This window comes from Acetobacter tropicalis, from assembly GCF_030644465.1.
GTDB lineage: Bacteria > Pseudomonadota > Alphaproteobacteria > Acetobacterales > Acetobacteraceae > Acetobacter > Acetobacter tropicalis.
On sequence record NZ_JAUYUW010000001.1, the window covers coordinates 1,189,580 to 1,202,502 of the forward strand.

General features: G+C 59.8%; 7 protein-coding genes. 5 read left to right on the top strand and 2 right to left on the bottom strand.

All coding sequences use genetic code 11. The features are described 5' to 3' along the window. The first annotated feature begins 36 nt into the window (after positions 1-36). The 5 genes from QWU00_RS05365 to QWU00_RS05385 all read left to right on the top strand — a co-directional run bounded on the left by QWU00_RS05365 (position 37) and on the right by QWU00_RS05385 (position 9,668). Positions 37-1,473 carry an efflux RND transporter periplasmic adaptor subunit gene (locus QWU00_RS05365; protein WP_231551633.1) on the top strand — a complete coding sequence of 479 codons (1,437 nt, stop codon included), beginning with the start codon at positions 37-39 and terminating at the stop codon, positions 1,471-1,473. Further along, positions 1,463-4,570, top strand: a complete 3,108-nt coding sequence (locus tag QWU00_RS05370; RefSeq protein WP_052051253.1) for an efflux RND transporter permease subunit — start codon at positions 1,463-1,465, stop codon at positions 4,568-4,570. The genes QWU00_RS05365 and QWU00_RS05370 overlap by 11 nt, the downstream gene beginning before the upstream one ends. A gap of 295 nt (positions 4,571-4,865) precedes the next feature. Then, positions 4,866-7,193 carry a tetratricopeptide repeat protein gene (locus QWU00_RS05375; RefSeq protein ID WP_035379025.1) on the top strand — a complete coding sequence of 776 codons (2,328 nt, stop codon included), beginning with the start codon at positions 4,866-4,868 and terminating at the stop codon, positions 7,191-7,193. Positions 7,194-7,254: 61 nt separating this feature from the next. After that, positions 7,255-7,923 (top strand): response regulator transcription factor, encoded by a 669-nt coding sequence (locus tag QWU00_RS05380; RefSeq protein WP_035379045.1) that lies wholly within the window; start codon positions 7,255-7,257, stop codon positions 7,921-7,923. Positions 7,924-7,931: 8 nt separating this feature from the next. Next, positions 7,932-9,668 (top strand): sensor histidine kinase, encoded by a 1,737-nt coding sequence (locus QWU00_RS05385; RefSeq protein ID WP_304651030.1) that lies wholly within the window; start codon positions 7,932-7,934, stop codon positions 9,666-9,668. Between the two features lie 390 nt (positions 9,669-10,058). Here the strand turns inward: QWU00_RS05385 and QWU00_RS05390 are convergent, their stop codons facing one another. Together QWU00_RS05390 and serS are read right to left on the bottom strand one after the other, a co-directional pair. Continuing rightward, positions 10,059-11,246 carry an L-dopachrome tautomerase-related protein gene (locus QWU00_RS05390; RefSeq protein ID WP_150395735.1) on the bottom strand — a complete coding sequence of 396 codons (1,188 nt, stop codon included), beginning with the start codon at positions 11,244-11,246 and terminating at the stop codon, positions 10,059-10,061. Between the two features lie 382 nt (positions 11,247-11,628). Further along, positions 11,629-12,900, bottom strand: coding sequence for a serine--tRNA ligase (gene serS / locus QWU00_RS05395; protein ID WP_035379021.1), 1,272 nt, complete (start codon positions 12,898-12,900; stop codon positions 11,629-11,631). Positions 12,901-12,923 lie beyond the last annotated feature (23 nt).

Sequence of the window (12,923 nt, forward strand, 5' to 3'; positions counted from 1 at the left end):
GGTTCCTCGCTTTTTCCATGGACACGGATTTTTCTGATGTGTGCTTTTCCCCTCGGTGTTTTTCCACTTTTCCGAAGCGGAGCAACGGGCAGCCTGTCAGAAGGCCGCACCCCTGACGTTGTTCAACCCGTGTGCATTGGCGTCTTGCGTCTTGCACGCCTGTCTTCCTTACGTAACCTACTGCTGCGAGGAAGCCTGTTGCCAGAAAGAAAGCCAGACCCAACAGACGGAACAGGCTGGATGCGTTCTGTTTGTGCTGCCGCCCTGTGCGCCACAGTGTGGCTTGTCGCCCCAATGCCTGCCCATGCTGAAGATGCTCCCACCGCATCAGGCGGAAGCCAAGCCACGCCCAACGCACCCGCTGCGGCGGAAGATGCCGCCCAAAAACCGCTGACACTCTCTGCCGAGGCTGTCCGGAATGAGGGAATACGCTGTGTTGCTGCTATGCCCGGTACGCTGGCCCATATGCTGCCTGCCATGGCGCGGGTGGTGCCAGATACCACACATACGGTTGCCATTCATCCGGCGGGCAGCGGCAAAGTTCTCTCCATTGCTGTATTGCCAGGGCAACCCGTGCGAAAAGGGCAGGCGCTGCTCCAGTATCAAAACCATGCGCTGCACATTGCCCGTTTGCAGGAAACCCAGACCCGCACGGCGCTGGTGGCCGCTCTGGCTGCACAGAAGGAAGCTGCTGAAGCCTATGGCCGCGCCCGTGCGCTGGCAGGCACCACCGTTTCCGCCGGAGAAAGCCAGAGGCGGCAAGCTGCCCTGCAACTTGCGCGGGAGAACGTGGCGGCACGGCAGGCGGAACTTGGTGTGCTGGAACACAGGTTTCAGGAAGAATATACCTCCGCTACAGAAGAACATGCGGCACAAGATGAGACATCCACCCTGGTGGCGCCATTTGATGGCACAGTCACCAGCCTGACCACCGCCATTGCCGCCGATGTGGACCCGGCCCTTGTGCTGATAACGGTGAGTGATACCCAGCATGTCTGGATTGTGTCCGATGTTGCCCCGCAGGATGCAGCCCTACTGGCCACAGGGGGCGTTCAGCACACGCTTCTGCCCGCCCAGGACGGAAGCGAGCCGCCGCCAGCCCTGATCTCCCGTATGGAAACCATTGATACCGGCACAGACCCCGCAACCGGGCTGGTACGGGTGCTCAGCCGTGTGCAGAACAACGGCACAACATTGCGCCCCGGCATGGTGCTGAATAGCCTGCTGCAAACCACCCAGCAGGCCAGCGGGCTTGTTATCCCGGCCGAGGCCGTACAGACCCTTGATGGTCAGGACACGGTTTTTTCCAAAACAGCCGAAGGGACATTTCGCCCCACGCCGGTAACGCTTGGCATGGAAGAAAACGGGCAGGCCCTTATACGCTCCGGCCTGAAGGCGGGGGATCAGGTGGTCACCCACGGCAGCATTGCCCTGAAAGGCATGGTGGTTCTGGCTGGCATGGATGCGGACTGATACTGTGAAAAATCTGTTTCATAACCTATTGAAAGCCCGTTTCCTGCTTTTGATCCTTCTGGTGCTGATTCTGGCTGGTGGCATTGGCGCAACGCTTGGCCTGCCGGTGGAAGCCGTGCCCGATATTTCCCCCCAACAGGTGCTGGTAACCTCCATAGCCCCCGGTCTGGCCACGGAGGAAGTTGAAAAACTGATTACCTTCCCTGTGGAAAGCAGTATGGCGGGTATTCCGGGCATCAAGGATTTACGGTCAGTTTCTCGCTCTGGCGTGTCTGTTGTTTATGTGCAGTTTGACGATGGCACAGACATCAATCTGGACCGCACCCGTGTAAGTGAACGCATGACGCAAGCCCGTACGCTGATAAGCATGCCCAACGTGACCCTGAACATGGGGCCACTGACCACGGGCCTTGGCGAGATTTTTCAGTTTGAACTGAAAGGGCGTGACTATTCCCTGATGGATCTCAACCGTATCCTGACATGGACAGTTGCCCCCCAGATCAAACTTGTGCCCGGCGTGGTGGATGTAAACATTGGTGGCGGCGCTGAGGAAACATGGGCCGTAACGCTAGACCCCGCCCGTCTGCTGGCGTATGGGCTTTCCGTTGGAGATGTTTACAAGGCGATTGAGAGCAGCAACGCGGCCTCTGGCGGCGGGTGGATTGAACACCATGCCGAACAGCAGATTGTGGTGGGCCGTGGGCTTTTACGCACGCTGGATGATTTTGGAGCCATTGCCGTTAAAACCAATACGGGTGGCGCGCCCATCCGCCTGCGGGATCTGGGCCGGATCAACCCGCAGCCCCGTACCCGGCTGGGCGCAGTCACCCGTGACGGAAAAGGCGAGATTGTTACAGGCATTGTAATGATGGAGCGCGGCGCGAGTTCCGGCGCAACCTTACGCGCGTTGAACACTGCGCTACCCGGCATTATCCACTCCCTGCCCGCCGGGGTGACACTGGAACCGTTTTACAGCCGCGCCTCCCTCACCCACCGCACCATTGCCACCGTAAAGGAAAATCTGGCTCTGGGGGCAACGCTGGTGGTGATTGTGCTGCTGGCGGTATTGGGCAACCTGCGGGTGGCGCTGCTGATTGCCTCAGTCATTCCATTTGCGCTGCTGTGCGCCATGACAGGCATGCGGCTATTTGGTATTTCCGCCAATCTGCTGAGCCTTGGCGCCATTGATTTCGGCATGATTGTGGATAGCTCCCTTGTGGTGGTGGAGCATATTCTCAGCCGCCGCCAGCGTGAGGGGCATGTTCCGTTTGCTGATCTTGTGGTGTCCGCCACGCGGGAGGTTGCGCGGCCTGTCAGCTTTGCCATTCTGGTGATCATCATGGTGTATCTGCCGGTGCTGACACTGGAAGATATTGAAGGCCACATGTTCCGCCCCATGGCGCAAACGGTTATCATGGCGCTGGCGGCCTCGCTTTTATACTGTCTGCTGTGGGTGCCACTTTTGAGCACTCTGGTTCTCTCCCGCATATCCGTTCCAGCGGAAACGGTGCTTATCCGCCGCCTGCGCGCCCGATACCACCCCCTTTTGCGCCGCTGTCTGCGCAGGCCACGGCTGGTAACGGGCCTGATGCTGGGCACCTGTGGCGCGGCCGCCATTATGGCGTGGCATCTGGGCAGCGAGTTTGTACCCCAACTGGAAGAAGGCGCGCTGGTGGTGCACAGCCTGCGCCTGCCCAGCCTCTCCCTTCCAGCCGCCTTGGAAAGTGTGCAACAGGAAGAGCGTATTTTAAAAAGCTTCCCGGAAGTCAAAACCGTTATAAGCAACACGGGGGCAGCCGCCATCCCGACTGACCCCATGGGCCAGAACGAGACAGACACTTTTGTTCTGTTAAAAGAGCATTTTGCGGGCCGAAGCCAAGCTGCATTGGTGGACGCCATGAACACCCGTCTGCAACAGGCTCTACCAGATGCCCTGTATTCCTGGACGCAACCCGTGCAGATGCGCATGGATGATCTGCTCTCTGGCGTACGTACACAGATTGCTGTTTCCATTTATGGGGAAGATCTGCGCACGCTCTCCCATCTTGGCGAGCTGGTGGTCAAAGCCATGCAGGGCGTACGCGGCGCTGCGGATGTTATGGCCGGGGATGAAGGGAGTGTTCCTTTTGTGCAGGTTCTCATCAACAGGGAAAACGCCGCCCGCCTGAACGTGCGCGAGCAGGATATTCTGGACATGGTGGAAGCCATAGGCGGGCATATTGGCCGTCCTGTTACGCAGGGCAACGCCATGATCGCCACGCAGGTGCGGCTCGCCTCTACGGCAACCGGCTCTCTGGATGCCATAAAGGCGCTCAGACTCCGGCGGGTAGATGGAAAAGGGGACGTCCTGCTCTCACAGGTTGCGGATATTGTGCTGAAGGATGGTCCGCCACGCATCAGCCGGGATGCCATTCACCGCCGCATGGTGGTGGAAGCCAATGTGCGAGGGCGGGATCTGGCCTCCTTTGTTGCGGAGGCACAGGCAACGGTCAAACGGGGTGTTCCGCTGCCCCGTGGTTACACCATTCAGTGGGATGGTCAGTTCAGGAATCTGGAATCTGCCTCCAAAAAGCTGGCAATCGTGGTGCCACTCTCTCTGGCGCTTATCTTTATTCTGCTTGTAGCGGCCCTTGGTTCCGCCCGCCTGGCGGCGTTGGTGTTCTGCAACCTGCCCGTGGCGGCCTCTGGCGGTATTTTTGCGCTGGTGCTGCGGGGCCTGCCGTTCAGTATTTCCGCAGGCATTGGCTTTATTGCACTGTTTGGCGTGGCGGTGCTGAATGGTGTGGTGCTGATCAGCACGGCGGAGGCCATTCGCCGCCGGGGTATCGGCCCTGCCCGTGCAGCCCTGACCGCTGCGCATGAACGTTTCCGCCCGGTTATGGCCACCGCCCTTGTGGCCAGCCTTGGCTTCTTCCCCATGGCGTTTTCTGCCTCCGCCGGAGCGGAAGTGGAGCGCCCACTAGCCAGCGTAGTAATTGGCGGGTTGGTTTCCTCCACAATGCTGACCCTGCTGGTGCTGCCTCTGCTTTATGCCCGGTTTGGTCCTGCGGCAGAGAAAACGAGAGCGGAAGAAGGATATTCTGTCGATACTGTGTGACGTTTCTTCAAATGCGTTTCAGGTTTTTGCAAAAAAATGAAGTTCATAAAACCGAATCTGCACATGGAAGCTTTTTTGTCGCGGTATCAGATAAGTTTCCAAATTGGCGCAGCATAACCCGAAAGGCCGCCAAGACGAGCTGACAAGCCTGCGGAAGACCGATGTGAAGATGCCGGTGAGACGACACAGGCAGCCCGGAAGCAGGAAGGGGAATAAGCGGCCACCAGCTTTACGGAAAGGCGGAATATTCTATACTCCGTTGGCTCAGTTCCTCTTTCCATGCTGCACCGGATCAATGCCTCACCCCTGCCTGAAAAAACTGTTTGCCACAGCATTGTGTCTGGTTATCAGTGCGCCGGGGATGGCGCTGGCTTCTCTGGTTCCGGATGATACAGTCATCCAGCCGAAGATAGCGCCGCACTTTACAACGGGGCATCCGCTGAATGAGGCCGCTATCATGGCGTTTGCGCGGCAGCACCCGGAAAGCTGTCAGGCCATGCTCCGGCAGATTTCTGACCAGCTACCACCTGATAACCAGATTTTTTTCTATACGTCCTTTGTTCAAAAACTGGTGCACCCAGCCAACGAAGATCTGCTTCTGTGCAAATTACGCGCCCTTACCTTTCTGGCCAGCAGACAGGCTCAAGCAGGCACACCGGAGGCCGCACTCGCCAATTATGACGCCATTCTGAAAATGGCCATACCAGAAAAGTCTCTTGCAGGAGAACGGATTGTGCAGGCCACACGGCTGCGCAAGGCGTCCCTCCTTACCCAGACTGGCCAGATGGAACAGGCGCAACGCCTCTTCAGCCAGTTGCTTGATGTGCCGTTTCCGCAAGACCCGGTAGAAAAGACCCTGTGGGTGGAAGCCTTTGAAGGGCAGATGCGCGTTTTTCTGGCACAGAACAACGCGGCAGCAGGTAGCGCAGCGTGTGACCGCGTGATTGCCGCCCCGCACCCTGCCGAGGATGATACCGCGCAGGAACGTTATGCCATTGCGCTGTATTACAAAGCCGTTTTTCTGGCCAGACAGGTTGCCCTGCTGCACCGCGCCCATACCGATGCTCCGGCGGAACAGGCAGCAAGCACGCAGGCTTTGGCCACGCTTGATACGCTACTGACCACCTTCCTGCACACGCAGGATCTGGCCATACAGCATACGCTTGCTTTTGCACTGGGCACAAAAGCCTCACTGCTTGTTCTGGAGAAAAAACCTGACCCGGCAGTGGCGGCTCTTGATACCCTCGTCACCATTTTTGCCGCCAATCCGGACTCCGCACTCCAGAACGCCGTGGCAGATGCGTATGGCCGGAAAATTTCCCTCCTGAAAAATGCCGGCAAATATCAGGATGCCATAAAGACTTTCTCCGTTTTTGATCGTACCATGGGGCAGAACACCCAGCCATTTGTGCAGCAGACACGGCTGGCGGCGGTGGATGCTGCGGCGTGGTCTGAACATGCGCTAGGCCATACACAGAGGACGCTGGACCTACTCAACTATGGGTTGGGTCTGATGGCCCACGGGGAAGCGCCGGAGGATAGAGAAAGGCAGGTTTCCTTCGCGTATGAAAAAACGGAAGACCTGCGGGAACTTGGCCGAAACACCGAGGCTTTTTATCAGAAGATCGACCTTCTCCGCACCTTTTACAACCGCTTTCCCACCCGCATCAATGTCACGCTTCTCTGGACCCTGAAGGATATTTACGAGACCGCATCCGGCACCGATAACTGTAACGCGGCCCAAGCCCTGTTTGATGATCTTCTGGCACAAGGCGAACAGGATACCGCGCCAACACGCCATACGCTTTTTCTGCAAACGCTCTATGCCAGAGCGTCTCTTTCCTATTTTTGTAACAGAAAAGCGGATGCCTTTCAGCAGTTTGGCAGCTTTATAACCACGTTCAGAGCGCAGCCTGACCAGTTCAGCCAGATTTTGCCCTATCTTGCCCTACACAGGCAGGGCGTTATTCTGGCACACCAGAACAGGAACGATGCCGCCATGGCCGTTTATGATCAGGCTCTGGCTGACCCCGCCCTGCTGGGAACCCGAGAGCTTAGAGTGGCGGCAAACAGAATTCTGCTTGCAAAATCCTTTTTATATTCACAAGAAAAGCAGTGGGAGAAGGTTATACCGCCCCTTGATCTGCTGATGGAGCGGGAGGCACAGAAGCCTTTTGCGCGCTCCGATTATCTTCTGGCCGCCAGCAACAGGATGGATGCGCTCAACCATCTGCACAGGCCGCAGGACGCTGTCGCCCTTGGGCAGGAGGTTCTGCGCCAAATGCAGCCTGTACGGTTCTCGCCAGACCTCCGCTATCTTGCCTCGGTTCTGGACAATATGGCCGATGCCCAGCAGGCATTGAAACAGCCGGAACAGGCTCTGGCGACATATGACACACTGATAACGCGCTTCTGGTCCATGCATGCCAGCCCGGTGCCCCGCACCGTGGCACGGGTGCTCTACCGCAAAGCCCGGTTGCTGCAAACGCTGGGCAAACCTGCCGCGGCAAACGCCACATTGGACAGGCTGATACAGACGTTTCAGTATAGCCCGCAGCCACAGATGCAGGCCTGGGTCATCAAGGCGTGGGATGAAACCCACCCTCACCCTTTTCTGCCCTGATGCCGCCTTGCCTGCTGGCACACAGGGCACAATATGCCCGGACCGTACGGAGACCATCACCATGCGTATTCTGATTGTGGAAGACGAACCCCATCTGGGCGCTGCCGTGCAGGAGCGCGTGCGGCAGGCAGGCCATACGGTGGACTGGTTTACCACACTGGATGACGCACGCGCCGCCCTTGCCGCCGTACGGTATGACTGCCTGCTGCTGGATCTGGGCCTGCCAGACGGCAGCGGCCGCACCCTGCTGCGCGAAATCCGCAACACGCCCTCCCCCATGGCCATTCTGATCACCACGGCGGAAGATCAGATCAGTGAGCGGATTGCCGGGCTTTCAGAAGGGGCGGATGATTATCTGGCCAAACCGTATGATCTGGAAGAACTGGTGGCCCGCATTGCCGCCGTGGCACGGCGATACCGGCCACTGGTGGATAACCGGCTGGCAGTGGGAGACATTGAGATTGATCTGGACCGCAAACGCCTGACCCGCGCTGGCCAGACCATAGATCTGACCGCACGGGAATGGGCCCTGCTGGAACTGCTGGCCCGCAGGCCGGGGGCCATCTGCTCCCGCGAGCGGATAGAAGATGCGCTGTACAGTCTGGAAGAAGAAGTGGGCAGCAACACCATTGAAGTGTTTGTCAGCCGGGTGCGCAAAAAACTGGGTGCGGACCTGATCCGCACCGTGCGCGGACGCGGCTATTGCCTTGAACCATCACAAACAGCATGACGCACGCCGTGCCCCCTTTCTCTGCCACCACCACGCCAGCCTCCGTGCGTCAGTGGCGGCTTTCAACCCGGCTGGTGCGTGGCGTTATTGGTGTGGTGATTGGCTGCCTTGCCATTGTTGTTCTTCTGACCGGGGCTTTTACAAAATTCGAGATTACCGAGCGGCTGGATGACTCCCTTCAGGAAGTGGCAGAGCGATTGCAGTTTGCCGTTCTGGTGCTCAACCAGCAGAGCAGCGGGCATGATGTCGCCCATCTTTCCAACATCATGCCGACTTCTCTGGCGTATCAGATTACGGATGCGCAGGGCCACGTGCTGCTGCGCTCCTCCAACGCGCCGGAGAGCGGATTTGTCACGCCGCCGCAAGCCGGTTTTTTCATGCAGCATCGGTTTAGGGTCTATGTCACCCCGGCAGCCCAGCCTGACCGCTTCATTATGGTGGGGGAGCCCCGCGTACACCGAGCGCAGGCCACGCACCATGCCATTCTGATTGCGGTTCTGCCCATTCTGGGCGCCATACCGTGCATCTGGCTGCTGGTGGTGTGGATTGTGCGCCGCAGCCTGCGCCCGCTGGTGCGGCTACAGGGTGAAATTCGGGAACGAGGCGGCGGTAACCTCAACCCCGTGCCGCAACTGGATCTGCCGGTGGAGCTTTCCACCATTCAGGCCGCCGTCAACCTTCTGCTGGAACGGCTGCACAAGGCGCTGGCCGCCGAGCGCGCCTTTGCCGGCAACGCCGCGCATGAACTGCGCAACCCCATAGCCGCCCTGCTGGCGCAGGCACAGATGCTCCGTGGTCAGTTGGCGCGACAGGCGAGCACCGCCACGCTTCCCCTGCCTGTGAACACGATGGCAAAAATCGCGCCTGCCACCTTGCCCGCTGAGACACTCTCCCTTGCTGGCACTGGCACTGGCACTGGCACTGGCACTGGCACTGGCACTGGCACTGGCACTGGCACTGGCACTGGCACTGGCACTGGCACTGGCACTGGCACTGGCACTGGCACTGGCACTGGCACTGGCGTGATGCCGCAAACTGCGTTGTCTGCAAGCGAAAAAGCAGAGCAAATCGCTGTAGCGGATGCAACATACCGGCTGGACGCCATGATCAGCCAGATTCAGCGCCTGAGCCGCATTGTGGAAAAACTGCTGCAACTCTCCCGCGCGGTGGCTGGAACGGGGTTTAGGCGGGACAAGTTTGACCTGCTGCCCGTGTTGCACGTGATGGCGGATGAACTGGACCGCCCCCAGAACAGCGATAACCCGCGCCTGATGCTGGAAACCGGCTGCTGCACCCATCTGAGCGTGCGGGGAGACATGGATGCTACCGGAATCCTGCTGCGCAATGTGCTGGAGAACGCCTTGCGCCATAGTCCGCCGGATTCTCCCGTGCGCGTCAGTCTCGCTTTGGCGGACTCTCCTATGGGAAAGGACATTATCTCTCGCACGCAAGCTCAGGGCGCGACGGGTTCCAGCTTGGCGGCATTACGGCAGCAGCCGGAGATGGCAGACGCTGTTATCCTGACTGTAGAGAACGCCTCGCCTGCTTTGCCGGACGCCACACTCAGCAAACTGACAGACCCGTTTGTGCGGGGCGGCTCTCAGGCCGAAGGCAGCGGGCTTGGGCTGGCGATTGCCCGCACCATCGCCAGACATATGAACGTACCGATGCAGCTTGCCTCCCCCATACCGGGGCAGAAAGATGGCTTTATGGTGCAACTGATTTTCCCGCAGGATGCGGCGTAGATCAGTTCCACACAGCTTTCCTTCATCAGAACGGCAGTAGCGACAGAAAGGCGGCAGAGACGTCGCCTGAAAAGGCGTCACGCCGCTGACAGAACGCTCTTGCCGCGCATGACGGCATTCCTGTGTGAGTGGGAATACTGTCTCGTGGTCAGAAAGCCACCTGCGCAGCCCATGCCCCATGACCGTGAGCCGTGTGCCGTGTGCCGTGTGCCGTGGCAACTGGAAACTGGAAACTGGAAACTGGAAACTGGAAACTTTTGACTGGAAAAAGGGAGATGAGAAGCCCTGATGAGGAAACATCAGAGCCCCCTTCCGACCGCAGGCGCAAAACGGCGCGGACCTGCCTGAAGGAGGGCTCACTTCACCCTTTTCGTCCGTTATCTGGCGCTCTTATTGGGCCACGGGTGCTGGCGGCGTAATGCGCACCAGAATGTAGGGACGTTCCTGCATGTCCTTGCCATTATGGAAGGCAGGCAGGCGGGCCCACTGGCCCACCGTCAGCAGGATGGAATTGCCATCAAACGCCATGCTGTCTGGCGCGATCAGACGGGCATCCTGCGCCACGAGAGAAAGCGTGCCATCTGGCGCGCGGCGGACAATGGCATGGCGTTCAATGTCTGTCACATACAGGCTGCCATCCGGGGCGGTGGCCATGCCATCCATGATGCCCACTTCACCTTCATCCTTGACCGCGCCTTCAAGCGTGGCGTCCGAAGCCGCGCTGTCCGCCAGCACAGCGGTGGGGGCACTATAAAGGCGGCGGGAGGACAGCGGAGACCAGTAAAGGCGTGTGGAATCCGTACTCAGGGCCACGCCATCCACCCCGCCCTGCGGCACGGTGGGGTGGTCAGCATCAAAACGGCCCAGACGCCCATCGGCCTCCATCACAAAACCGGGCACGGGGCTGACGGAAACCGTATCAGCCAGAATACGCCGCGCCTGCCCGCTGGCCAGATCAACCACAATCAGGGCCGGGTGAGTGGTCTGCGAGGTATCACTGATAAACGCCGTACCTGCGCTGCCGTGGGTGAGGTCAATCCGCACATCATTCACGTGGCTGTCTGCCCGCACGGCGGGCGCGGTCAGCGCATAACGGCGCACAATGGTGTTGGTGGTGGGGTCAATATGCAGCAGGGCGGGTTTTGCCTTGGCCTTGCTGCCTGCGCGCACGCCTTCATCCAGCAGCCAGAGCTGGCCGTTGCCATCCACCGTCATGCCTAGCGGGGAAATGAGCTTGCCTTGCGCCTTCGCACTAGGGAACGGTGTAAGCTGGCCCGGTGTCCATGTGGCCAGAACCGGGCCTTTATGCCGCTGCGCACTGGTGGGGAAGGACAGCACAATCCGCCCATCTGGCAGGCGTGCAATGCCGGACGCCTGTTCATCCGCAAACCGGTCTACCACGGTCAGGTTGCCGGTGGTGTTCCAACCATGCACCGTGGTGTCTTCCGCCAGCGCCGTGCCAGACACAGCACCCAACGCCACCGCCCCCAGAAGCGCACAGCACAGCCGCCGCGCAGAACGGGACCGCACCCTTTTACGAGCAAGAGCATGGTTTGCGGAATGTGGGGGAAGCAGCATCATATCTGGCGTTCTTTCTTGATGAAGGCGACGTGGCCTCTCAGCGGTTCAAGGCTGGCGGGAACAATGGAGGACTGAAAAGACTCAGGCGACGCCCAGGACGGGACATCTGGGAGGAAAAGATCGCCCTTTTTAGCACAACGTAACCAAACTGATCTGACGGTCTTGCTGAACTGGGTTGCTGGCAGTGCGGCGCGCCAAACGTCCGCACCTTTTCTGCCTCGCACGCTTTTCGGCCCGTTTGGAACGGGTTTCTCCACGCTCCCCACTGCAACGAATTTTCAGGCCATCTTCCGCACTGGCGGGCAAGCAACACCTGCCACGCCCGTGCAGAAAGAGGAGCGCCGGTTCAGCCCATTCTGGCCTCGCCGGATACTTTACCTCAGGCGCTGATGCGTTCCAGACCACCCATGTAAGGACGCAGTACCTCTGGCACGGTGATGGAGCCGTCCTCGTTCTGGCCGTTTTCCATAACCGCAATCAGTGTGCGGCCCACAGCCAGACCGGAACCGTTGAGCGTGTGCACAAACACCGGAGCTTCACCCTGCTGCGGGCGGAAGCGGGCGTTCATACGCCGGGCCTGAAAGTCCCGCGTGTTGGAGCAGGAGGAGATTTCACGCCACGCGCCCTGCCCCGGCAGCCAGGCTTCAAGATCAAACGTCTTGGCTGCACCAAAGCCGGTGTCTCCCGCGCACAGCAGCACACGGCGGTAGGGAATACCCAGCTTTTCCAGAACGGTTTCGGCACAGCGCGTCATGCGTTCGTGCTCGGCATCACTGTCTTCCGGGGTGGTGACGGACACCATTTCCACTTTTTCAAACTGGTGCTGGCGCAGCATGCCGCGCACATCGCGCCCGGCAGACCCGGCCTCGCTACGGAAACACTGGCTTAGCGCCGTCATGCGCAGGGGGAGCGTCTTGCCGTCCAGAATATCTCCGCTCACGGAGGCCGTCAGCGGCACTTCCGCTGTGGGGATCAGCCAGCGGCCATCTTCCGTGCGGAAGGACTGATCAGCAAATTTGGGCAGTTTGTCCGTGCCATACATGGCGGCATCATTCACCAGCACGGGCACCTGTGTTTCCGTGTAGCCGTGATGGTCCACATGCAGGTCCAGCATGAACTGGCCGAGTGCACGGGCCAGCCGGGCCAACGCGCCGCGCAGCACCACAAAGCGCGCGCCAGAGAGCTTGCCTGCGGTGGCAAAATCCATCTGCCCCAGCGCTTCACCCAGTTCAAAATGCTGGCGGGCGGTGAAGGCGAAGTCCGGCTGTGTGCCCCACACATGCAGCACCACGTTTGCGCTCTCATCCGGGCCATCGGGCACAGTGGGGTCAAGCCGGTTGGGCAGCGTCGCCAGAAGGGTCGCGGTCTGGCCTTCCAGATCGGTTACGCGGCGTTCCAGCTCTTCCATGCTCTCACGCAGGGTAGTGCCTTCCGCCTCAAGCGCGGCGCTGTCTCCACCTGTGCGTTTGAGGGTGCCGATCTCACGCGCCAGCGCCTTGCGGCGGGCCTGCTTTTCCTGCAACGCGGTCTGGGCCTGCCGCCGTTCCTCATCCCACGAGAGCAGTTTCTGCGCTACGGGTTCCAGCCCACGGCGGGCCAGGTCGGCATCAAAAGCGGCAGGGTCTGCGCGCAGGGCGCGGATGTCATGCATGGGTCAGAAAGCCCCTTGGTGAG